The sequence below is a fragment of the Nocardioides sp. genome (assembly GCF_035697785.1).
In the GTDB taxonomy this organism is placed as follows: domain Bacteria; phylum Actinomycetota; class Actinomycetes; order Propionibacteriales; family Nocardioidaceae; genus Nocardioides_B.
In genome coordinates, this window is record NZ_DASSCL010000150.1 from 19004 (window position 1) to 40644 (window position 21641).

General features: G+C 71.1%; 22 protein-coding genes, 1 other RNA gene and 1 pseudogene. 19 read left to right on the plus strand and 5 right to left on the minus strand.

Annotated features, from left to right (window positions below):
- Positions 1-17: 17 nt before the first annotated feature.
- Together VFH10_RS15880 and VFH10_RS15885 are read left to right on the plus strand one after the other, a co-directional pair.
- Entirely contained in the window at positions 18-1415 is a 1398-nt protein-coding gene (locus VFH10_RS15880) for an amidase (RefSeq protein ID WP_325130267.1), read from the plus strand.
- Entirely contained in the window at positions 1412-2356 is a 945-nt protein-coding gene (locus VFH10_RS15885) for an SDR family NAD(P)-dependent oxidoreductase (protein WP_325130268.1), read from the plus strand. Before VFH10_RS15880 ends, VFH10_RS15885 begins: the two co-directional genes overlap by 4 nt.
- Here VFH10_RS15885 and VFH10_RS15890 read toward each other — a convergent pair whose 3' ends face one another.
- A complete protein-coding gene (locus tag VFH10_RS15890) occupies positions 2357-3298 on the minus strand; it encodes a Ku protein (protein WP_325130270.1) in 942 nt (313 codons plus the stop codon).
- A gap of 124 nt (positions 3299-3422) precedes the next feature.
- Between VFH10_RS15890 and ligD (VFH10_RS15895) the strand changes: the two genes are divergently transcribed.
- The 9 genes from ligD (VFH10_RS15895) to VFH10_RS15935 all read left to right on the plus strand — a co-directional run bounded on the left by ligD (VFH10_RS15895) (position 3423) and on the right by VFH10_RS15935 (position 10026).
- A complete protein-coding gene (ligD, locus tag VFH10_RS15895; RefSeq protein ID WP_325130272.1) occupies positions 3423-4358 on the plus strand; it encodes a non-homologous end-joining DNA ligase in 936 nt (311 codons plus the stop codon).
- Positions 4358-5260, plus strand: coding sequence for a non-homologous end-joining DNA ligase (ligD, locus tag VFH10_RS15900; protein WP_325130274.1), 903 nt, complete (start codon positions 4358-4360; stop codon positions 5258-5260). Before ligD (VFH10_RS15895) ends, ligD (VFH10_RS15900) begins: the two co-directional genes overlap by 1 nt.
- A gap of 265 nt (positions 5261-5525) precedes the next feature.
- Positions 5526-6776, plus strand: a complete 1251-nt coding sequence (locus VFH10_RS15905) for a CpaF family protein (protein WP_325130276.1) — start codon at positions 5526-5528, stop codon at positions 6774-6776.
- 1 nt (position 6777) lies between these two features.
- On the plus strand, positions 6778-7635 hold the full coding sequence (locus tag VFH10_RS15910; RefSeq protein ID WP_325130277.1) for a type II secretion system F family protein: 858 nt from the start codon (positions 6778-6780) through the stop codon (positions 7633-7635).
- Positions 7632-8555 (plus strand): type II secretion system F family protein, encoded by a 924-nt coding sequence (locus tag VFH10_RS15915; RefSeq protein ID WP_325130279.1) that lies wholly within the window; start codon positions 7632-7634, stop codon positions 8553-8555. The genes VFH10_RS15910 and VFH10_RS15915 overlap by 4 nt, the downstream gene beginning before the upstream one ends.
- A gap of 26 nt (positions 8556-8581) precedes the next feature.
- The gene (locus VFH10_RS15920) at positions 8582-8770 is read left to right on the plus strand and encodes a hypothetical protein (RefSeq protein ID WP_325130306.1); all 189 of its coding nucleotides are present in this window, start codon (positions 8582-8584) and stop codon (positions 8768-8770) included.
- Between the two features lie 4 nt (positions 8771-8774).
- Positions 8775-9164, plus strand: a complete 390-nt coding sequence (locus tag VFH10_RS15925; RefSeq protein ID WP_325130281.1) for a TadE/TadG family type IV pilus assembly protein — start codon at positions 8775-8777, stop codon at positions 9162-9164.
- A complete protein-coding gene (locus tag VFH10_RS15930; RefSeq protein WP_325130283.1) occupies positions 9164-9598 on the plus strand; it encodes a hypothetical protein in 435 nt (144 codons plus the stop codon). Before VFH10_RS15925 ends, VFH10_RS15930 begins: the two co-directional genes overlap by 1 nt.
- Complete coding sequence (locus tag VFH10_RS15935; RefSeq protein ID WP_325130285.1) at positions 9595-10026, plus strand: pilus assembly protein TadG-related protein; 432 nt, start codon at positions 9595-9597, stop codon at positions 10024-10026. Before VFH10_RS15930 ends, VFH10_RS15935 begins: the two co-directional genes overlap by 4 nt.
- A gap of 50 nt (positions 10027-10076) precedes the next feature.
- Here the strand turns inward: VFH10_RS15935 and hemA are convergent.
- The 3 genes and pseudogenes from hemA to VFH10_RS15950 form a co-directional block, all read right to left on the minus strand.
- A pseudogene (hemA, locus tag VFH10_RS15940) lies at positions 10077-11276 on the minus strand (glutamyl-tRNA reductase); the annotation flags it as partial.
- A gap of 90 nt (positions 11277-11366) precedes the next feature.
- Positions 11367-11852, minus strand: a complete 486-nt coding sequence (locus tag VFH10_RS15945) for a DUF6328 family protein (RefSeq protein WP_325130304.1) — start codon at positions 11850-11852, stop codon at positions 11367-11369.
- Positions 11849-12175, minus strand: a complete 327-nt coding sequence (locus VFH10_RS15950; protein WP_325130288.1) for a plasmid stabilization protein — start codon at positions 12173-12175, stop codon at positions 11849-11851. The genes VFH10_RS15945 and VFH10_RS15950 overlap by 4 nt, the downstream gene beginning before the upstream one ends.
- Positions 12176-12268: 93 nt before the next feature.
- Between VFH10_RS15950 and prfB the strand changes: the two genes are divergently transcribed.
- The 7 genes from prfB (at position 12269) to VFH10_RS15985 (ending at position 19796) form a co-directional block, all read left to right on the plus strand.
- Positions 12269-13387, plus strand: coding sequence for a peptide chain release factor 2 (prfB, locus tag VFH10_RS15955; RefSeq protein ID WP_325130290.1), 1119 nt, complete (start codon positions 12269-12271; stop codon positions 13385-13387).
- Positions 13388-13579: 192 nt separating this feature from the next.
- Positions 13580-14269, plus strand: a complete 690-nt coding sequence (gene ftsE, locus VFH10_RS15960; protein WP_325130292.1) for a cell division ATP-binding protein FtsE — start codon at positions 13580-13582, stop codon at positions 14267-14269.
- Between the two features lie 50 nt (positions 14270-14319).
- A complete protein-coding gene (gene ftsX, locus VFH10_RS15965; RefSeq protein ID WP_325130293.1) occupies positions 14320-15240 on the plus strand; it encodes a permease-like cell division protein FtsX in 921 nt (306 codons plus the stop codon).
- A 117-nt stretch (positions 15241-15357) separates the two neighbouring features.
- A complete protein-coding gene (locus VFH10_RS15970; protein WP_325130294.1) occupies positions 15358-16689 on the plus strand; it encodes a peptidoglycan DD-metalloendopeptidase family protein in 1332 nt (443 codons plus the stop codon).
- 45 nt (positions 16690-16734) lie between these two features.
- Positions 16735-17214 (plus strand): SsrA-binding protein SmpB, encoded by a 480-nt coding sequence (gene smpB / locus VFH10_RS15975; protein WP_325130296.1) that lies wholly within the window; start codon positions 16735-16737, stop codon positions 17212-17214.
- Between the two features lie 9 nt (positions 17215-17223).
- A complete protein-coding gene (locus tag VFH10_RS15980) occupies positions 17224-18141 on the plus strand; it encodes an amidohydrolase family protein (RefSeq protein WP_325130299.1) in 918 nt (305 codons plus the stop codon).
- Positions 18138-19796 (plus strand): DUF885 domain-containing protein, encoded by a 1659-nt coding sequence (locus VFH10_RS15985; RefSeq protein ID WP_325130301.1) that lies wholly within the window; start codon positions 18138-18140, stop codon positions 19794-19796. The genes VFH10_RS15980 and VFH10_RS15985 overlap by 4 nt, the downstream gene beginning before the upstream one ends.
- 1 nt (position 19797) lies before the next feature.
- Here the strand turns inward: VFH10_RS15985 and VFH10_RS15990 are convergent, their stop codons facing one another.
- Positions 19798-21090 carry an HNH endonuclease gene (locus VFH10_RS15990; protein WP_325130303.1) on the minus strand — a complete coding sequence of 431 codons (1293 nt, stop codon included), beginning with the start codon at positions 21088-21090 and terminating at the stop codon, positions 19798-19800.
- A 182-nt stretch (positions 21091-21272) separates the two neighbouring features.
- Between VFH10_RS15990 and ssrA the strand changes: the two genes are divergently transcribed.
- Positions 21273-21641: a transfer-messenger RNA gene (gene ssrA / locus VFH10_RS15995) on the plus strand; the annotation flags it as partial.

Sequence of the window (21641 nt, forward strand, 5' to 3'; positions counted from 1 at the left end):
GCGAGTAACCTCGGCGCGTGGACGAGGACATCTTCTTCGCCGGGGTGGTCGGACAGGCCGAGGCGGTGCGCACCGGGCAGGTCGGCAGCCGGGAGCTCGTGGCCGCCACCCTGGAGCGGATCCAGCGGTACGACGGCCGGCTGAACGCCTTCACCGTGGTGCTGCACGACGCCGCGCTCGCCGAGGCCGCCGAGCGCGACGCGGCACCGGCCGACACCAGGGGCCCGCTGCACGGCGTCCCCGTGGCCATCAAGGAGGAGGTCGACGTCGCCGGCACGGTGACGACCTTCGGCGGCCGTGCCAACGTGACCCCGGCGACGGCGGACAGCGAGGTGGTGCGGCGGCTGCGCGCCGCGGGTGCCGTCGTGGTCGGCAAGACCAACATGCCGGAGTTCGGCCAGGTGCCGCTCACGGACTCCGGGGCGCACGGCATCACGCGGAACCCTTGGGACCCGACGCGGTCACCGGGCGGGTCCAGCGGCGGCTCGGCCGTCGCGGTGGCGACCGGCATGGTTCCGGTGGCGATCGGCGGCGACGGCGGCGGCTCGATCCGGGTGCCGGCGTCCTCGTGCGGCCTGTTCGGGCTCAAGCCTCAGCGGGGCCGGGTGAGCGACGCGCCGTACCAGCACCCGTGGTGGGCACTGGGCACGACCGGTCCGGTCACCCGCTCGGTGCTGGACAGCGCGCTCGTCTACGACGTGATCCGGGGCGCGCTGCCCACCGACCGGTTCCGTGCCGGTGAGCCGCGGACGTCGTTCGTGGAGGCAGCCCGCAGCGAGCCCGGCCCGCTCCGGATCGGCTGGTGGACGAAGGCGCCCGCGCCGGGAGTCAGACCGGACCCCGAGCACGTCCGGGCGGTGACCGACACGGCCGGGGTCCTCGCGGGGCTCGGACACCACGTCGAGGAGGTCGACCCGGAGTACCCGGACGGGACGGCTCCGTTCTTCGTGCAGTACCTCGGCGCGATCCGCCGCGAGGCCGCCCTCGTCGAGCGCCCCGACCTCCTGGAGCGACGCACCCGTGAGACGGCCCGGCTCGGGGCCTGGGTGCGGCCCGGCACCGTCGAGTGGGCGATGCGACAGGGTGAGAAGGTGTCGGCGAAGGCCAACCGCGTCTTCGACCGCTTCGACCTGCTGCTCACCCCGGCGGTCGCGCACCGGCCGCCCGTGGCCGGCTACGTGCAAGGTCTCGGGACCGTCCGCAGCCTGCTGCGCTCGCTGCCGGTGTCGGCCTACGCCGCACTGTGGAACGTGACGGGGAATCCGGCGGCCTCGGTCCCGGTCGGCTTCGCCCGGGACGGGCTGCCGCTCGCCGTCCAGCTCGTCGGTCGCACCGACGACGAGCCGACGATCCTCTCGGTCGCGGCCCAGCTGGAGGAGGCTCAGCCGTGGGCCGTGCGGAGGCCCGCGCTGTGAGCCTCCTGCTGACCACCCCGCGCGCGTGGCTCGCACGGCACGTGCGGTCCCACCTTCCCGGCGCCGAGCCGCGGAACCCCTTGCAGGGCAGGCGGATCCTGGTGACCGGTGCGTCCTCGGGCATCGGCGAGGCCACCGCGCTGGCGTGCGCGGCGCGCGGCGCCACGGTGCTGCTGGTGGCCCGGCGGGCCGACGAGCTCGAGCGCGTCCGGGCGCTGGTGGTCGGGTCCGGTGGTACGGCGTACGCGTTTCCGTGCGACCTCACCGACGCGGATGCGGTCGACCGGCTCGTGCACGCGATCCTGCGCGAGCACGGCGGCGTGGACATGCTCGTCAACAACGCGGGCCGGTCGATCCGGCGCTCGCTCGCGCTGTCCTACCGCCGGATGCACGACGTCGAGCGCACGATGTCGATCAACTACTTCGCGCCGGTGCGGCTGATGCTCGGCCTGCTCCCCGCGATGGTCGAGCAGGGCTTCGGGCACGTCGTGAACATCCAGACGTGGGGCGTGCAGGTCAAGGCACCGAAGTTCTCTGCGTACATCGCCTCCAAGACCGCGCTCGACTCCTGGAGCCGGATCGCGGGGCGCGAGCTGTACGGCGACGGCATCACGTTCACCAACATCCGGATGGCGCTGGTGCGCACCGCCATGATCGGGCCGACCGACGCCTATCGGAGCGCGCCCGCGATGACGCCGGAGCGAGCCGCCGCGAAGGTGGTGCGCGCGCTGGAGGACCGGCCGATCACGGTCAACGTGCTGGCCGGCTCGGCGGCCGAGGTGCTGAACCTGGTCGCACCACGGCTCTCCGACGCGCTGTTCCACCGCCTGGACCGGCGCTTCCCGGACTCACCCGCGGCCCGCGCCCACGCCGAGGAGTCAGAACATCAGGCCCCTCACCGGCGTGTCGCGACATCCGAGACCCCTCGCGAGACCGGCTGATCAGCTGGCCTTCTTGGCCGCCTTCTTGGTGGTGGTCTTCTTGGCGGTGGACTTCTTCGCGGCCTTCTTGGCCGGCGCCTTCTTCGCGGTCGACTTCTTGGCCGCGGTCTTCTTCGCCGCCGACTTCGAGCCGGAGTCGCTCTTGGACGTCGACTCACCGCGCGACGACTTGGCGGCGTCGACCGACTTCTGCAGCGCCGCGAGCAGGTCCACGACCTCGCCGCCGGTGGCCTCCTGCTTCTCGACCTGCTTGACCTCGCCGCCCTCGAGCTTCGCCCGGACCAGCGCCTCGAGCGCCTCCTGGTAGTCGTCCTCGAAGTCGTCGGCGTCGTAGTCGCCGGCCAGCGTCTCGACGAGCATCCGCGCCATCTGGAGCTCCTGCGGCTTCACGTCGAGGTCCGCGGAGTCGAGGCCTACGAAGTCGGGCTTGCGGATCTCGTCGGGCCACATCATGGTCTGCATCACGATCACGTCGTCGCGGACGCGCAGCACCGCGGTCGTCATCCGGCTGCGCAGCGACACGGTGACGACCGCGACCCGGTCGGCCTCCTTCAGCGCCTCGCGGAGGAGGGCGTAGGGCTTGGCCGCCGCCGCGTCCGGCTCGAGGTAGTAGGACTTCTCCAGCCACATCGGCTCGATCTGCTCGCGCGGCACGAACTTCTCCACCGAGATCTCCCGGCTGCTGCTCGCCGGCAGGTCGGCGAAGTCGTCGTCGTCGAGGACGACCATCTGTCCGTCGTCGGTCTCGTAGCCCTTGGCGATGTCGGCGTACGCGACCTCCTCGCCGTCGATGCTGCACACCCGCTGGTACTTGATCCGGCCGCCGTCCTTGGCGTGCACCTGCCGGAACGAGATGTCATGGCTCTCGGTCGCGGCGTACAGCTTCACGGGCACGCTGACCAGCCCGAAGGACACCGCACCCTTCCAGATCGCCCTCGGCATGCTCGCTGCTCCCTCGTGTCGTGGTCGAGACCGTTCCCGGTGGTCGAGCCCGTCTGTCCGGTGGTCGAGCCCGTCGAGACCTAGACCGTCACGGACCACCGTACTCATCGGTCAGGATGTACCCATGCGTCCGATGCTCGCTACCCGTGGCACGACCGTCCCTTCCGGTTCGGCGTGGCTGCACGAGGTGAAGTGGGACGGGATGCGGGTGCTCGTCGAGGTGTCCGGCGGGTCGGTGCGGGTCTGGTCGCGCAACGAGAACGACGTGACCGTGTCGTTCCCCGAGCTGCAAGACCTGGCCGGCTTCGAGCACGCCGTGCTCCTCGACGGCGAGGTCGTTGCCTTCCTCGACGGGATCCCCCGGTTCGGCGCGCTGGCCGACCGGATGCACGTGAGCCAAGCGGCGCGGGCCCGCACCCTGGCGGCCAAGAACCCGGTCACGTTGCTGGTGTTCGACCTGCTCCGGCTCGACGGCGAGGACCTGACCGGACGCCCCTTGTCGGACCGCCGGGACAGGCTGGAGGAGATCGGCCTCGTCGGTGCGCACTGGCAGGTGCCCGCGGCGTACGACGACGGCCTGATGCTGATGCGGGCGACCGAGCAGCAGGGCCTCGAGGGGATCGTGTCGAAGAAGCGGTCCTCGAGGTACCACCCAGGACGCCGCTCCGCGGACTGGCTGAAGTTCCCGCACCGACCGACCGGGTCGTACGTCGTGGGTGGCTGGCGCCGCGAGACCGACAGCGAGACCCGGCTCGGCGCGGTGCTGGTGGGCGAGCCGACGGCCGACGGGCTGAGGTACCGCGGCCGGGTCGGCAGCGGCATCGCCGGCAATGCCGGCCAGAGGTTGCTCGACGTCCTGCGTCCGCTGCAGGCGGAGGCGTCGCCGTTCTTCGACGAGGTGCCGAAGGTCGACGCGACCGGAACCACCTGGCTCGTCCCCGAGGTGGTCGTCGAGGTCGCGTCACTGGGTTTCACGCCGGCCGGCCGGCTGCGACAACCGGCCTTCCTCGGCGTACGCACGGACCTGACGCTCGCCGACCTGGCCAAGGAGCGTGCCTGATGCCCGACGAGGTGATGGTCGACGTTGACGGCCGGACGCTGAAGATCAGCAACCTGGCCAAGGTGCTCTATCCGGAGTCCGGCACGACGAAGGGTGAGGTGCTGCACTACTACGCGCAGGTCGCCCCGATCCTGCTGCCGCACATGGCGGACCGGGCGGTGACCCGGATCCGTTGGCCGGACGGCACGGCCAGCAACCAGTTCTTCGAGAAGAACCTGCCCAACGGCGCGCCCAGGTGGTTGCGTTCGGTGACCGTGACGTCCACCGGCTCGCGCGGCGGGGGCGACCGGATCACCTACCCGCTCGTCGACGACACCGCGGGGCTGACCTACCTCGCCAACCTGGCGTCGCTGGAGCTACACGTGCACCAGTGGAAGTTCGCCCCCAACCAGCGGCCCGAGAACCCCGACCGGATGGTCATCGACCTCGACCCCGGAGCGCCGGCCGGGCTGGGGGAGTGCTGTCAGGTGGCGCTCCTCGTGCGCGACAAGCTCGAGGAGCGTGGGCTGTCCTGCGCTCCGGTGACGTCGGGCAGCAAGGGCCTGCACCTGTACGCCGCGCTGCCCGGCGACCTCAACGCCGAGGAGGTGCGCGACCAGGCCCAGGAGGTCGCCCAGGAGCTGACCGAGGAGCGCAGCGACCTGGTGGTCTGGAAGATGACCAAGACGCTGCGCCCCGGGAAGGTGTTCCTCGACTGGTCGCAGAACACCGCGGCGAAGACCACGATCACGCCGTACTCGCTGCGCGGCCGTGGCCGGCCCTACGTCGCCGCCCCGCGCACCTGGGACGAGATCGAGGCCGGTGCCGAGGACGGGGAGGAGATCGAGCACCTGCTGCTCGACGAGGTGCTCGCTCGTGTCGACTCGGAGGGAGACATCTTCGGGGACCAGCTCTACGGCTGACCGGCCGGGAACGCGAAACCCGCCGTTCCCGAGAGACGGCGGGGCTTCACCGGTCATCAGAGTTCCCCATCGGCTCGCGCACAAACATCCGCGGGCCGATCTCGCTCGCGCCGGTCACACAGGCACCGAGCACCACGTCAGTCACGCGTCATCCACAGGACCCGGTTCTGGGGGTTCCCCGAGACCCGGCGCTTCGGGCAAACTGCGCGGAACGGCACCCCGACTCGGCGGGCGCCGAGCTCTCTCGGGAACGGGGGCAGGGGGCGTGAGCCTTACCTACACCGACGCGCACGACGGACACATCGACGAGCTCGACGAGCGCCTGCGCGCGGCGGTACGCCGTGACGCCCTCGACCCGCAGCGCGACGCCGCCGCGGTCCGTGCCCTGGCTGCCCGGGTCGTCGCCGACCACGACGAGCACTCCCTCACCGGTGCGGTCCTCCCGCTCGCGGACGCCGACGCCGCCGTCGAGGAGCTGGTCGCCCGGGTGTCCGGCTTCGGCGCGCTGCAGCGCTACCTCGACGACCCCGAGGTCGAGGAGATCTGGATCAACTCCCCCGAACGCGTGTTCGTCGCGAGGGCGGGGCGCCACGAGCTCACCGACACCATCCTCACCTCGGCTCAGGTGCACGAGCTGGTCGAGCGGATGCTCAAGTCGAGCGGACGCAGGGTCGACGTCTCGCAGCCGTTCGTCGACGCGATGCTGCCCGACGGCCACCGCCTGCACGTGGTGCTGGAAGGCATCTCGCGGGGCTTCTCGGCCGTCAACATCCGCAAGTTCGTCGTCCGGGCGTCCCTGCTCGAGGACCTGGTCGGCCTCGGCAGCCTGTCGACGCAGGCCGCGAAGTTCCTCGACGCCGCCATCGTCTCCGGGCTCAACGTGCTGGTGTCCGGCGCCACCCAGGCGGGGAAGACCACGATGCTCAACTGTCTGGCGTCGTCGATCCCCGGGCGCGAGCGGGTGGTCTCCGTGGAAGAGGTCTACGAGCTGCGCTTCCACCACCCGGACTGGGTGGCCATGCAGACCCGCCAGCAGGGGCTCGAGGGCACCGGCGAGATCCGGCTGCGCGACCTGGTCAAGGAGAGCCTGAGGATGCGGCCCACGCGGGTCATCGTGGGCGAGGTGCGCGCCGAGGAGTGCCTCGACCTGCTGCTCGCCCTCAACGCCGGTCTGCCGGGCATGGCCTCGCTGCACGCCAACAGCGCCCGCGAGGCCCTGGTCAAGATGTGCACGCTGCCGCTCCTCGCGGGAGAGAACATCTCGCCCCGCTTCGTCGTACCCACGGTCGCGGCGTCCGTCGACCTGGTCGTGCACCTGGGCATCGACGCGAACGGCCACCGTCGCGTCCAGGAGATCGTCGGGGTGCCCGGCAGGGTGGAGAACGACGTGATCGAGACCGAGGCGATCTTCGTACGCCGGGGCGACGAGCTGGTGCGGGCCCAGGGGATGCCGCCGCGGCGGGAGCACTTCGCGCGAGCCGGCCACGACCTCACCACGCTGCTGGCGGGGGCCTGACATGGGGCTCGCCGTCGGACTCGCCGCGGGAGCGGGGCTGTTGCTGATCTGGCTCGCCCTGACCGCACCCGATGCGCCGAAGCCGCGCGGGCGCGGAGGCCCGTCCCGCGTCCGCGAGCTGCTCGCCCGCGCCGGCCTGGAGCAGACCACGCCCGCGGGCCTGTTCGTCGTCTGCGCGGTGAGCGCCGTGGTCGCCTTCCTCGCGGTGCAGGTGCTCTCCGGCACCGCGACCGTCGCCGCGGCGTTCGGCCTGCTGGCGGCGTACCTGCCCGTCGCGCTGGTCACCGGCCGGGCCCGGCGCCGGCAGCGGGAGCTGCTGGACGTGTGGCCCGAGGCAGTGGACAACCTCGCTTCCGCCGTGCGCGCCGGCCTGTCGCTGCCCGAGGCGCTGGCCTCGCTGGGTGGACGGGGTCCGGTCCCGCTCCGCCCGCACTTCGATGCGTTCGCCGCCGACTACCAGCTCACGGGCCGCTTCGGCGACTCGCTCGACGGGCTCAAGGAGGGGCTCGCCGACCCTGTCGGGGATCGTGTCGTCGAGGGGCTCCGCGTGGCGCGCGAGGTCGGCGGTGGCGAGCTCGGCCTGGTGCTGCGCAACCTCTCGGGGTTCCTGCGTGACGACGCGCGCACCCGGTCCGAGCTGGAGTCGCGGCAGACCTGGACCGTGGTGGGGGCCCGGCTCGCGGTCGCCGCGCCGTGGCTGGTGCTGCTCATGCTGAGCTTCCAGCGCGACGTGATCAGCCGCTACTCCTCACCCGAGGGCGCCGTCGTGCTCATGGTCGGGGGCGGGCTGACGCTCGTGGCCTACCGGCTGATGGTGCGCATCGGCCGGCTCCCTGTCGAGAGTCGGGTCCTGCGGTGAGCGCCCTGGGTGCGTTCGCCGGTGCCATGCTCGGCTCGGGGTTGTTCCTCGTCGCGCGGGGGGTGCTCGGTCGCCGTCCGGCCCTGGAGGTCCGGGTGCTGCCCTACATCCGCGACCTGCCGCACATGGCCCGGCAGCCACTGGTCGGCACGCGCCCGGCCGGCCCGTTCCGGGCCGTGTTCGGGCCGGTCCTCTCCGCGGCCGCCGGGTCCGTCGAGCGCGTCCTCGGCGGCAGCGCATCCATCCGCCGTCGCCTCGAGCGGACCGGGCTCGAGCTGACCGTCCGCGAGTTCCGCGTCGAGCAGGTGATGTGGGGTCTGGTCGGGTTCGCGGTCACCGCGGCCGTGACCCTCGTCGTCGCGTTGCAGGCGCCGTCGCGCACGTTGCCGCTGCTCGTCCTGTGCGTGGTGGCGTTCGCGTTCGGCGTCCTGCTCCGGGAGAACCGGCTCACCGCTCAGGCCACCGAGCGGGAACGCCGGCTGATGGTCGAGTTCCCGACCGTGGCCGAGCTGCTCGCCCTGGCGGTCGGGGCCGGTGAGGGACCGGTGGCCGCCCTCGACCGGGTGGCCGTCAGGTGTCGCGGTGAGATGGCGGGCGAGATCGGCCGGGTGCTGGCCGACGTCCGCACCGGCACCCCGGTGGCCGCCGCGCTCGATGCCTGGGCCGCGCGGTCCGGTCTGCCGGCCGTGGCCCGGTTCGCGGAGGCGATGGCGGTGGCCGTGGACCGCGGCACCCCGCTCGCCGCCGTGCTCCATGCCCAGGCCGCCGACGCCCGAGAGGCGGGTCGACGCGCCCTGATCGAGTCGGGCGCCCGCCGGGAGGTCGTGATGATGGTGCCCGTCGTCTTCCTGGTCCTGCCCGTCACCGTCCTGTTCGCGTTCTGGCCCGGAGTGGTCGGACTCCAGCTGGTCAGCCCTTGACCGCCAACACAGACAAGGAACCGCCCATGACCCCGAGGTTGATGTTGTGTCTCCAGCTCCTCGCCGACACCCGCGACCGGCGCACGGAGCGCGGCGACGTGCCCGGCTGGGTGCTTATCACGGTGATGACCGCTGGGCTGGTCGCCGCCCTGTGGGCCATCGCCGGTCCGCAGCTCGCAGGCATGCTGCGCGACGCGCTGAGCTCGGTGCGCTGAGCCGTTGTCCCGACCCGACCACGGCGAACGAGGGTCGGCGGTCGTCGACTTCGTGCTCGTGGTGCTGGTCGTCCTGCCGCTGTTCCTCGGGATCCTCCAGGTCGCGCTCGTGCTCCACGTCCGCAACACGCTGACCTCAGCGGCGTCCGAAGGGGCCCGGTACGCCGCCACCGCGGACCGCACGTTCGCCGACGGCGCGGCCCGCACTCGGCAGCAGATCACCGGTGCCCTCGCCGCCCGCTTCGCGCAGGAGGTGTCTGCACATCCCGGCACCGTCCGCGGGATGGCCGGTGTCGAGGTGCGCGTCGCGGCCGAGGTGCCGGCGCTGGGTCTGTGGGGGCCCGCCGTCCGGCTGGTCGCGACAGGCCACGCGGTCGAGGAGGTCGCGCCGTGATGCGCCGCGACGAGTCCGGCACCGCCCTCGTCGAGGTCACCTGGCTCGCGATCCTCCTCCTGGTCCCGCTCGTGTACCTCGTCCTCGCGGTGTACGACGTGCAGAGGCACGCCTTCGCGACAACCGCCGCGGCCCGGGCGGCCGGACGCGCGTTCGTGCTCGCCCCCGACGTCGCGCAGGGGTCCGCGGCGGCCCGGGCGGCCGCGGAGGTGGCGCTGCACGACCAGGGAGTCGATGCTGGGGGCGTGGACCTCCGGCTCACCTGCCTGCCCGCCGGCGACTGTCTGGCGCCGGGCTCGGTTGTGCGGGTCGACGTCCACAGCCAGGTCCGGCTCCCGCTGGTGCCGTCAGCGCTCGGAGGCGGCGCGCCGAGCATCCGGGTCGACGCCCGCCACACCGTCCCTTACGGCACCTTCCGCGAGGACCGGTCGTGAGGGCCCGCGACGAAGCCGGCCAGACCATGGTGCTCATCGTCGGGCTCGCCGTCGTCGCGCTGCTGCTCATCGGCGTCACCGTCGACGCGTCGGCGGCCTACCTGCGCCGGCAGGGGCTCGACAACCTCGCCGACGGTGCCGCCCTGGCCGCCGCCGACGGAGTGCAGGGACTTCAGGTCTACGAGGGCGGGCTGGGGGAACGGGCGCTGATCGACCCGGTGGCGGCACGCGAGTACGTCGCGACGTACCTGCTCGAGATCGACGCCGCCCGGGCCTACCCCGGGCTTCAATTCGCGGTCGACGCGACGGCCGACCGGGTCGTGGTGCGGGTCTCGGCGCCGCTGGACCTGCCGATCTCGCCGCCCGGCTGGGACGTCAGGCCCCTGATCAGCTCCACCGCGGCGTCGTACGTCGTGGTCAGCGACTGAGCCGCCCGGTCCGACAGCACGCGGCTCGACCAGGACACCCCGAACGCCTCGGACAGGACCAGCAGCCTCGCCTCGTCACCCGACGCCGCCGCATCCCGCGCGAGCATGATCACCGGGTGTGCCAGACGACCGGCCACCAGGTGCGCCTCGACGGCCAGCTCTTGGCGTGCCGCCGACGGCCTGGTGCGGAGGAGACTCTCCAGGCACACCTCCTCCACGCGCTGCCGGATGGCCGCGATGAGGGGACCGGCCCCCCGGGCGGCGACGTGCTCGACGTGCCGACGCGTCGCCTCGCGCACCAGGGCCTCGGCGTGCACCAGCGGCGCGGCGAGCTCCGGGTCGGCCGCGGGGTCCGTGTCCAGGTCCTCGATGTCCACCAGCCGCACCAGCGCACGGTCGCCGACCGCCGGCTCGACGTTCCGGGGCACCGAGAGGTCCACGACCGTGAGCGGCCGCGTGCGGTTCCTCGTCGCGCGCTCGACCTGGCCGACGGTGACGAGCGCCTGGCTCGCGGCGGTGGCGCTGATCAGCAGGTCCGCGTGCCCGATCTCGGTCGTCAGCTGGTCGAGCGACCGGGCAGCGTCCGCGCCGACCAGCCGGGCGGCGTGCTGGAGGCTGCGGGCGACCACGACGGGTCGGTGGCCGAGCTGCCGCAGACGCTCCACGGCTGCGGTGGCCATCCGCCCCGAGCCCAGCACCACGACCTGCGGGCGGGGCACGCTGGTGATCGACGCCAGTCCCAGGTCGACTGCCCGGTGTGCCAGTGAGCGCGCCTGCGAGACGACCGAGGTCTTGCGGCGCACCTCGGCGCCCGCACGCAGTGCGGCCGGGAAGAGCTCGCCGAGCGTGCCGGCGACCATGCCGGCGGCGTACGCCTGCCGGAAGGCCGCGCGCACCTGGCTGCGGATCTCGGGCTCGCCGACCACCCGGGAGTCCAGCCCCGCGACCACGCGGAACAGGTGGTGCACGGCGTCGTCCCCCATGCGCGTCTGCGCGGCCGCACGCAGCTGAGGCGTCCAGCCTCCGGCACGGTCGGCCAACAGCTCGAGCAGGCGGTCCGGATCCTCGTCCGACGGCCCGGCGTAGATCTCCGTCCGGCTGCACGTCGACAGCACGACGGCCTCTGAGAAGCCGGCGGCACGCACGGCGCGCAGCAGCGGCTCCTGCTCGGAATGTGGCACGGACACCCGTTCGAGCACGCCGAGCGCGCACGAACGATGGGTGAACCCCACCATCGACACCGCCGCCATCGAGCCCCCCTCGAAACGCCCCACCGGTTCGGTACGAGGGGACCAGAACGGCGCAAAGAGTCCGTAAAGTCCCAGGTCAGGCGGGATTCGTCAGTCGGCCCGCTTGACCAGGGGGAGGACGCCCCACAGGAGCACCAGGAACACCAGGAACCCGCCACCGGCGACGATGGCCGCGGTGCGCGACACCACCACGTCGAAGACCAGCCACACGACGCCGGCGAGGGTGAGCGCCAGGATCAGCAACCCGGCACGCGCGCACCAGTTGGCGGCGTGCACGAGCCACTCCTTCTCGCCCTGACGGAAGAGGGTCCGGTGCAGGGCCACCGGCGCGATGATGAACCCGGTCGCGATCACCGAGCCGAGCAGCACGGCCAGGTAGCCGGTGGTCTGCACCGAGTCGAGGTCCGGAAACCGCTGCGTGAACGGCACCGTGAGCAGGAACCCGGTCAGGATCTGTACGCCGGTCTGGGTGACCCGCAGCTCCTGGAGCAGCTCGTTGAAGTTCCGGGCGAGACGGTCCTGGTCGGACTCGGCCCCGGTCGTCGGCTGAGGGCCCGAACCCTCCGGAGCGCTCAGCGCCCCACCGCCTTCTCGAGCTCCGCCTTGGACATCTTCGACCTGCCCTCGACGTTCTTCTTCTTGGCCTCGTTGTAGAGCTGCGCCTTGGTCCGTCCCTGGGAGCCGCTGTGCGAGCGCTTGCCGCCGCGCTGCCCCGAGGAGATGTCCCTCGTCGATGAGCGGCTGGCCTCGCGGGACTCACCGGACCGCGCGCGCTCCTTGTTGACGGTGCGCGCCGCGATCTCCTCCGCCGTGTCCTCGCTGCGGCCGCGGTCCTCCAGACCCTCCTTGATGTGTTCGTACTGCCGCTCGCGCTTGTTGCTCCAGGCCTGCTGAGGCATGGGGTCCTCCGTTCGATCGCGTGCACAAGTCTCCTACCCGGTCGGCCCCCTGGCCATGCGTCGGCCGACCCCCGCTGGCGTAGGCTCCGTCTCGTGGCAGGCCCCGATTTCGAGACCCAGATCAAGCAGCTGCAGGCGACCATGCACACCGTCGAGCAGGTGCTGGACCTCGACGCGATGCGCGCGGAGATCGCCGACCTCGGGGAGCAGGTCGCCGCACCAGACCTCTGGGACGACCAGGCCAACGCCCAGCGCGTCACCGGCCGGCTGTCCGCGCTGCAGGGCGAGCTCGACCGGTTCACGTCGCTGCAGAGCCGCCTCGACGACCTGACCCTGATGGTCGAGATGGCCCAGGAGGAGGGCGACAGCGACGCCCTCTCCGAGTCCGAGCGCGAGCTCGCCCGGCTGCAGAAGGCCGTGGAGCTGCTCGAGGTCCGCACGCTGCTCTCCGGGGAGTTCGACTCCCGCGAGGCACTGGTGACCATCCGGTCCGGGGCGGGCGGCGTGGACGCGGCCGACTTCGCCGAGATGCTGATGCGCATGTACGTCCGCTGGGCCGAGCGCAACAAGTACCCGGTCGAGGTGTTCGACACGTCGTACGCCGAGGAGGCCGGGCTCAAGTCCGCGACCTTCGCCATCCACGCGCCCTACGCCTACGGCACCCTGTCGGTCGAGGCCGGCACCCACCGGCTGGTGCGGATCAGCCCGTTCGACAACCAGGGCCGCCGCCAGACGTCGTTCGCGGCCGTGGAGGTAGTCCCGGTGCTCGAGCAGACCGACGAGATCGACATCCCGGAGGAGGAGGTCAGGATCGACGTCTACCGCTCGTCGGGCCCCGGCGGACAGTCGGTCAACACCACCGACTCGGCGGTCCGGCTGACCCACATCCCGACCGGCACGGTCGTCTCCTGCCAGAACGAGAAGAGCCAGCTGCAGAACAAGGCCTCCGCCATGGTGATCCTCAAGGCCAAGCTGCTCGCCATCAAGAAGGCGGAGGAGCGCGCCCAGCTCGACGAGCTGCGCGGTGACGTGGCCGCGTCGTGGGGCGACCAGATGCGCAACTACGTGCTGAACCCCTACCAGATGGTCAAGGACCTGCGCACCGAGCAGGAGTCCGGCAACCCGCAGGCGGTCCTCGACGGCGAGATCGACGAGTTCCTCGAGGCGGGGATCCGCTGGCGGCGCGGTGCCGAGAAGGCCGCCGCCAACTGAGCGGACTCGCCGGTCCCGGATGTCGGGGATCGGCATGACGTTCGGCACACCGATGCCTGCGACGTGTCGGGGCCTCTCAGGGTCGTCGCCTAGACTCAACTGTTGGTCGGATGCCGCTGCACCGCACCCGGGGGAAGCCCAGGTGGATCGGCATGCTCCCCGTGTCCCCGAACCCGGCCACACCCACTGCCTGTGATCCGCTTCGAGAATGTCACCAAATCCTATGCCGGCCAGAGCCGTGCTGCCCTCGACGACGTCACCGTCGAGGTCGAGAAGGGCGAGTTCGTCTTCCTCGTGGGCGCATCCGGCTCCGGCAAGTCGACCTTCCTGCGCCTCGTGCTCCGGGAGGCCCGGCCCACCCACGGCAGGGTCTACGTCGCGGGCAAGGAGATCAACCGGCTGGCCACCTGGAAGGTGCCCGGTCTGCGTCGCCAGATCGGCACCGTGTTCCAGGACTTCCGGCTGCTCCCCAACAAGACGGTCGGGGAGAACGTCGCGTTCGCGCTCCAGGTGATCGGGAAGCCGCGCAGCCACATCACCAAGGTGGTCCCCGAGACGCTCGAGCTGGTCGGGCTCGAGGGCAAGGGCGACCGGATGCCCGACGAGCTCTCGGGTGGTGAGCAGCAGCGCGTCGCGATCGCGCGGGCGTTCGTCAACCGGCCGATGATCCTGATCGCCGACGAGCCGACCGGCAACCTCGACCCCAACACCTCGGTCGGGATCATGAAGCTGCTCGACCGGATCAACCGCACCGGCACGACGGTGCTGATGGCCACCCACGACGCCGGGATCGTCGACCAGATGCGCAAGCGTGTCATCGAGCTGTCCAACGGCAGCGTCGTACGCGACCAGTCTCGCGGCGTGTACGGCTACCAGCACTAGCTCCCGGAGACCACCGGACAACAGGTACGACGACCAGAGGGTTCCTCTCCATGCAGCTCACGTACGTCTTCTCGGAGCTCGGCAACGGGCTCAAGCGCAACGTGTCGATGACGATCGCCGTCATCGTCACGATCTTCGTCTCGCTCACGCTGGTGGGCATGGGCCTGCTGCTCAACGCCCAGGCAGCCAAGGCCGAGGAGTACTGGGGCAGCAAGCTCCAGATCACCGTCTTCCTCTGCAACGAGAACTCCACGACGGCCAACTGCGTCAACGGTGAGGTGACCGACGCGCAGAAGACCGAGATCGAGAACGTGCTCGACACCAACAACGAGGTCTCGTCATGGCGGCTGCAGAGCAAGCAGGAGGCCTACGACAAGTGGCGGGCGGCGTACATCTCCGACGACGACACCGAGCAGCGCGTCTACGAGTCGATCCGGCCCTCGGACATGCAGGAGTCCTACTGGGTGCAGCTGGAGGACCCCGAGAAGTTCCTCGGCATCAAGTCGGCGGTCCAGGGACTGCCGGGCGTCAACACCGTTCGTGACCTGCGCGAGGTGCTGAAGCCGATCTACTTCTGGATGAACGTCATGAAGTGGGGCGCCATCAGCATCGCGGCGTTCCTGGTGGTGGCGGCGATCCTCCAGGTGGGCAACACCATCCGGCTGGCCGCTTTCGCCCGACGCCGCGAGATCGGGATCATGCGCCTGGTGGGCGCCTCGAGCCTCTACATCCAGCTGCCCTTCCTGATGGAGTCCCTCGTCGCCGCGCTCATCGGGGTCAGCCTCGCCGGCGGCGCCTTGATGGTCTTCATGTGGGTGGTGATCTACGGAACGCTGCGGCCCACCTCCAACATCGTGGCCTGGGTGGACTGGGGCGACGGACTCTGGGCGGTGGGCAGCATCGCCCTCCTCGGTCTGGCGCTCACTCTGATTCCGACGCTCGTAATGACCCGGAAATACCTCAAAGTGTGACGTTCCTCCGTTACCGTCGATCTGGCTCTCGCTCAGGACAACAAGCAAGGCAGACCGGTGGTTCGCAACTTCCCCCGTACTACCCGGCGCCCCGCCAGGACGGCGGCGGCCGCTGTCATGGTCCTCGCATGCCTTGTCTCCGGCCTCGCGGTGTCGCCCACGGCGACCGCCGCTGACGGCAAGAAGGGCGACAAGGGCGGGCAGCGGTCGAACCACAAGGGCGACAGCAAGAAGGCCGAGGCGCTGCGGAAGAAGAAGTCCGAGGAGCTCAAGAAGGACCAGGCAAAGCTCAAGCGTGAGATGGGTGCGGCCAACCAGGACCTCGAGCACTCCAGCGCCGAGCTTCGCGAGGCGGCCGCGGCGCTCGGCGCCGCCCAGAACCAGCTCGACCAGGCGCAGGCACACCTGGCCGAGACCCGCGGCGAGCTCGCCGCCGCCGAGGCGCTCGACCGGCAGATGCAGGCCCAGCTCGACGCGGCGATCCAGCGGCTGGAGCAGGCCCGGGTCGACCTGGACGCGGGACACGTGAAGGTGGCCGAGCAGGAGAACGCGCTCGGCCAGATCGTCGTCTCCAACTACCAGACCGGTGACCCGGCGTTGATGGGGCTCTCGATGGTGCTCACCAGCCAGGACCCGGCCGAGCTCACCGGACAGCTCAACTCGGTGCAGAGCGTGATCGACAAGGAAGCGGTGACGCTGTCTCGCCTCGAGGCGTCGAAGGTGCTCCTGACCGTGCAGGAGCAGGAGGTCGAGGCGGCCAAGGACGACGTGGCCCGCAAGCGCCGCGCCGCCGCGGAGAACCTCGCCAAGAAGCAGGACCTCGAGCGTCGCGCCGCCGACCAGGAGCTGCAGGTGCAGAACCTGGTCACGCTGCGTGAGGAGGCCGAGGACGAGGCCGAGAGGGCCCGACTGGCCGACCTGGCCACGCTGAAGAGCCTCGAGAAGGAGCAGGACCGGATCACCGAGATCCTGCGCAAGCGGGCCGCCGCCGCGCGTCGACGCGCCGCCGCGGCCGCCGCGGCCGCCAACCAGGCGGTCGGGCCGGTCAGCTCCAACGGGTTCCTCGACTACCCCGTGCCCGGTGCGGTCACGTCGCCGTACGGCTATCGGCAGCACCCGATCTACGGCTACCGCGCCCTGCACGACGGCATGGACTTCGGCAACGCGTGCGGCACCCCGATCCTCGCGCCGGCCAGTGGTCGCGTGCTGCAGATGTACTACCAGTCGGCCTGGGGCAACCGGATCATCCTCGACCACGGCTTCCACCGCGGTGTGGGGCTGGCCTCGATCTCCAACCACCTCAGCGGCTACGCCGTGCACGAGGGCCAGTGGGTCGAGCGCGGACAGGTGATCGGGTATGTCGGCACGACCGGCTGGTCCACCGGGTGCCACCTGCACTTCACCGTGCTGGAGAACGGCACGTCCGTGAACCCGATGCGTTGGTTGTAGCCGCCCGCGTCAACTCGGTTGCTCCCTGCTGAGAGAATCGGCCGCATGGCCAGGGAGCAGGGGCAGAAGATGGTGGCGCAGAACAAGAAGGCGCGCCACGACTTCCACATCGAGGACACCTACGAGGCCGGCCTGGTCCTGGTCGGCACCGAGGTCAAGTCCCTGCGCGCCGGACGCGCCTCCCTGGTCGACGGGTTCGCCGACATCGAGAACCACGAGGTCTGGCTGCACGGCGTGCACATCCCCGAGTACACGCAGGGCACCTGGACCAACCACTCGGCCCGCCGCAAGCGCAAGCTGCTGCTGAACCGGGTCGAGATCGACAAGATCGAGCGCCGGGTCAACGAGAAGGGGCTGACCATCGTCCCGCTCGCGCTCTATTTCAAGGACGGCCGCGCGAAGGTCGAGATCGCGCTGGCTCGAGGCAAGAAGGCCTACGACAAGCGCGCCACGCTCGCCGAGAAGCAGGCGCAGCGTGAGACCGAGCAGGCGATCGGCCGCCGGCTCAAGGGCTACAAGGACTGACGGCCCGCGTTGTCCCCGGTCGAGACCCTCTCGGACGCCCACGTCCCCGGCTGGTGGGCGGAGCTCGACCTGCCCGGTCTGTTCGACGTGCACGTGCACTTCCTGCCACCGCCCGTGATGCGCAAGGTGCGCGCCCAGTTCGACGGTGCCGGCCCGCTGATCGGGCGGGAGTGGCCGCTGCATTACCGCGGCGACGACCAGGAGCGGGTTGCCCAGCTGCGTGCCCTCGGCGTACGACGGTTCGGCGCGCTGCCCTACGCGCACAAGCCGGGGATCGCGGAGTACCTCAACGACTGGGCCGCAGGACTCGCCGCCACGGTCCCCGAGGTGCTCACATCCGCCACGTTCTTCCCCGAGCCCGAGGCGGCGTCGTACGTCGCCCGCCGGATCGCCGACGGCACCGACGTCTTCAAGGTGCACGTGCAGGTCGGCGACTTCGACGTCCTCGACCCGCACCTCCGCGCTGTGTGGGGCGCGCTCGAGGACGCCCGCACGCCCGTGGTCATCCACGTCAACTCCGGACCCGTGGCGACGTCGCGCACCGGCCCCGGCGCGCTGCGCGACCTGGTGACGGCGTACCCGGCTCTCACCCTGGTGCTCGCCCACATGGGCGCGCCCCACTACGACGAGTTCATGGCGGTGGCGGGGAAGTACGACCGGGTGCACCTCGACACGACGATGGCGTTCACCGACTTCTGGGAGGAGATGGCACCGTTCCCGGCGGACCTGCTTCCGCGGTTGCGTGACCTTCGGGAGAAGGTGCTTCTCGGTTCCGACTTCCCGAACATCCCCTACCCCTACGCCCACCAGCTCGAGGCGCTGGCGCGTCTCGGGCTCGGTGACGAGTGGCTTCGGGACGTGTGCTGGTACAACGGCACCCGTCTGTTTGGAGCGCCGTCCGAGCACCCCACGAAAGGACCCGCATGACCATGCCCGACCAGATCGACCAGCTCGCCGACGAGTACTGGGACTACCACCTCGCCACCAACCCGACCGAGGCGCACCTCTACGGGCACTACGAGCACGCCGGGCGCTTCGAGGACGCGACACGGGCCGGCGAGGACGACGTGATCGCGGCGCTGCGCGAGTTCGCCCGCCGGGCTGAGGCGATCGACGAGACGACGCTCGACGACCAGGGCCGGATCACGCGCGCCGTGCTCGCCGCCGACGCGGTGGCGCGAGCCGACCTGCTCGAGACCCGGCAGACCGAGCTGGCCGCCGACGCGATCTTCGGTCTGCAGGTGGAGATGCCGATCGTGGTCGGCATGCTCGCGTTGCCGGACGCCGAGGTGGCGGAGAAGCTCCTGGACACCTACCGCGGTGTCGGGCGGCACTACCGCGAGCTGGTGGATCGGCTGCGTGAAGGTCTGGCGGCCGGTCGGGCGCCGGCGGAGTTCGCCGTCTCCGGGACCATCGAGCAGATCGACGCGATCCTGGCTTCGTCCGTGGACGACGACGCGCTGCTCGGGACGACCCCGCCGCCCGAGGGGCTCGATGCCGACGCGTGGCGCGAGCGGCTCAAGGCGGTCATCGAGTCCGACTTACGGCCGGGGATGGCGGTCTACCGCGACGTCCTCCGCGACGAGGTCCTCCCGGTGGCGCGACCCGACGACAAGGCCGGGCTGAGCTGGATCCCGGGAGGCTCGGAGGCGTACGACGCGGCGCTGCGCTACTACACGACCACGACGAAGACCGCCCAGGAGATCCACGACCTCGGGCTCGCACAGATCGAGAAGCTCGCCGACGAGTACCGCGCGCTCGGCCCAGAGGTGGTCGGCAGCGACGACCTGGCCACGATCTTCGAGGCGATGCGCACCGACCCCAAGCTGCACTTCACCCGGGGCGAGGAGCTCGTCGAGGCGTCCAAGGTGGCCATGCAGCGGGCCTGGGACGCGATGCCCGGCTGGTTCGAGGTGCTGCCGCAGGCACCCTGCGCCGTCGAGGGCACCATGACGGGCGGCAAGGCGTTCTACTTCCCGCCCGCCACCGACGGCAGCCGGGGAGGGACGTTCTTCATCAACATCGACGACCCGGAGTCGTGGGGCACCTTCGAGCTGGAGTCGATGGCCTTCCACGAGGGCATCCCGGGCCACCACCTCCAGCTCGCGATCGCCTCCGAGCTCGAGGGCGTGCCGGAGTTCCGCAAGCACATCCACAACTCGGCGTACGCCGAGGGCTGGGGGCTCTACACCGAGCGGCTCTCCGACGAGATGGGGCTGTACTCGGGGGCGGTCGACCGGATGGGAATGTATGCCGCGGACTCCATGCGCGCCAGCCGGCTCGTCGTCGACACCGGCCTGCACGCTCTGGGCTGGAGCCGGCAGCAGGCGGTCGATTTCATGGTCGCCAACTCGCCCCTGACCGAGTCGATGTGCCGCCCCGAGGTGGACCGGTACATCGTGCACCCGGGCCAGGCCACGTCGTACATGGTCGGCCGCGTGGAGATCGAGCGGATGCGGGCCGAGGCCGAGCAGCGCCAGGGAGCCGGCTTCGACATCAAGAAGTTCCACTCCGCCGTGCTCGACTCCGGGTCCCTGCAGCTCGGCGTGCTCGACGAGGTCGTCCGGGCCCGGCTGCCCTGACTCAGGCGGCTCGCACGAGCTCCGCGAACCGGCGTTCCATCGGTGTGACCGGGCTCGGCCGGCCCGGCAGGGTCGGCAGCGTGCTCTCGTAGGCGTGCCCGGTGGGCGTCAGCACGGTGATCGCGCCGGGCAGGTGGATCGGGCCGGCCCGCGTGCGGGTGGCCGCCCAACCCGGTGCCTCCTTGGCCTGGTTGCAGCGCTGGCAGAGCCCTTGCCCGTTGTCGGCGCTGGTCGGGCCGCCGTCGGCGGCGCGGACGACGTGGTCGGCGTGTCGGATCGGCGCGTCGCACCAGGGCGTCCGGCAGACCTCGTCGCGGGCGATCAGGAACGACCGGATCCCGGCGGGGAAGGTCCGTCGGCGCGAGTCGAGGGCGACCAGCTCGCCGGTGGTCGGTGACGTGAAGAGCCGGCGTAGCCACACCTGAGCGTCGGTCGAGCGGAGCAGAGTGCGCGCGAGGGCGGCAGGGACGGGGCCGTGGCCGACGACGCGGGCCGGCGTGCGGTCGTCGGTGAGCAGGGCGTGGTCGGTCATCAGGAGCTGGACCTCGACCGGCACCGCGTCGGCGGTGGACTGACCGGTGAGACGCTCCACGAAGGTGTCCGCCATGATCTGCCCACGGCTTCGAGCGTCGCCCCCGGCGCGGAGGGAGTCGGCGTGCGCCGTGAGCGCGGCGTGGACGGCCACCCCCTGGGCGACCGGTAGGAAGCCGGTCACGAGGCTCATGGTGTCGGGGGCGGGGCGCACGGTCACCCGTCGGTCGGCTTCGGCGCCCCGGTTGCGTCGCATGAAGGAGGCCGGGTCGAGGCGGTAGGCGATCCGCTTCGCCTCCCGCTCCACCCCGCGGTCGCCCAGCACGGCCAGCCGACTTCCCAGCTCCTCGTCGACGCGACGACGGTGCTCGGCCGAGAGCACGGCGGTCTCGCGAACCAGGATCGTGGCGCGCCACTCGCTGATCCGCCCCGCCGCCAGCTCCTGCAAGGTGCGTGGCATCTCGGCGACCAGGGCGCGTGCCAGACCGAGGTGTCGTCCGCCACGGGCGGGGGAGTCGTGCCGGGCCAGTGCCACCTGGCTCGCCACGCCTTGTCCTTGCTCCGAGGAGGGCACTCCCAGATCCGCCTGCTCGGCTCGTTGCGACCGGTCGAAGGCGAAGGTCACACGGGCCTGCGCGGCCGCGGCGGCGCCCTTGAGCCGCTCGAGCGCGGCGATGAGCTCGATCCGGTCGTGGTCGGTCGCCGCGTCATCGTCGTACCCGAGGCGGGCGATGTAGTCGTCGACCTCGGCCCCGGTGGGCATGGCTGTCGCGCGCCTCACTGAGGGCGAGATCGCCACACCGCCTCCTTGACTCGAACGTATGTTCGATTCTGCCAGGTGCTCGTCGGCGGGTCAATGCCCTTCGGCGAAGTTGGGGACGGAATATGCCGCGCGGCTTGTCCGTTGTGCCCGCTACAGTGGGAGCACTGTTTGAAAACTCAAGAGGGGCTGATCGGTTTCGACTTGGGACGTTAGTTCCAGGGGAAGCGGGTCGAGGATCCACGGTCATCTCGTAAACGATCCGTGGAAACCAACAACTGCCAACGCTAAGCGCAGTTCGTTCGCTCTCGCCGCCTGAGGCGACCAGTGAACGGGTCGGTCTGAGGGCGCCTCCGCCTCAGTAGCCGGCCTCATCTAGGAGGCTTGCTGTCCAGCTCGGGTCACGAGGGCTGGACGGGACTTTTCCGTGACTGAGCCCGTAGGTGACGTGTTCGTGGGAGCGCCTGGGCCGAGAAAAACGACATCACGAACTGCACCCGGAGAAGACCTGGCACGGCGCCGAAGGACGCGGGTTCGATTCCCGCCAGCTCCAC

Coding starts and splice junctions, on each gene's coding strand:
- ftsX (WP_325130293.1), top strand. CDS start 14,320: ATGCAGCTCACGTACGTCTTCTCGGAGCTCGGCAACGGGCTCAAGCGC.
- VFH10_RS15990 (WP_325130303.1), bottom strand. CDS start 21,090: ATGCCCACCGGGGCCGAGGTCGACGACTACATCGCCCGCCTCGGGTAC.
- VFH10_RS15920 (WP_325130306.1), top strand. CDS start 8,582: ATGACCCCGAGGTTGATGTTGTGTCTCCAGCTCCTCGCCGACACCCGC.
- VFH10_RS15985 (WP_325130301.1), top strand. CDS start 18,138: ATGACCATGCCCGACCAGATCGACCAGCTCGCCGACGAGTACTGGGAC.
- VFH10_RS15970 (WP_325130294.1), top strand. CDS start 15,358: ATGGTCCTCGCATGCCTTGTCTCCGGCCTCGCGGTGTCGCCCACGGCG.
- VFH10_RS15890 (WP_325130270.1), bottom strand. CDS start 3,298: ATGCCGAGGGCGATCTGGAAGGGTGCGGTGTCCTTCGGGCTGGTCAGC.
- VFH10_RS15910 (WP_325130277.1), top strand. CDS start 6,778: ATGGGGCTCGCCGTCGGACTCGCCGCGGGAGCGGGGCTGTTGCTGATC.
- ligD (WP_325130274.1), top strand. CDS start 4,358: ATGCCCGACGAGGTGATGGTCGACGTTGACGGCCGGACGCTGAAGATC.
- VFH10_RS15950 (WP_325130288.1), bottom strand. CDS start 12,175: ATGCCTCAGCAGGCCTGGAGCAACAAGCGCGAGCGGCAGTACGAACAC.
- smpB (WP_325130296.1), top strand. CDS start 16,735: ATGGCCAGGGAGCAGGGGCAGAAGATGGTGGCGCAGAACAAGAAGGCG.
- ligD (WP_325130272.1), top strand. CDS start 3,423: ATGCGTCCGATGCTCGCTACCCGTGGCACGACCGTCCCTTCCGGTTCG.
- VFH10_RS15930 (WP_325130283.1), top strand. CDS start 9,164: ATGCGCCGCGACGAGTCCGGCACCGCCCTCGTCGAGGTCACCTGGCTC.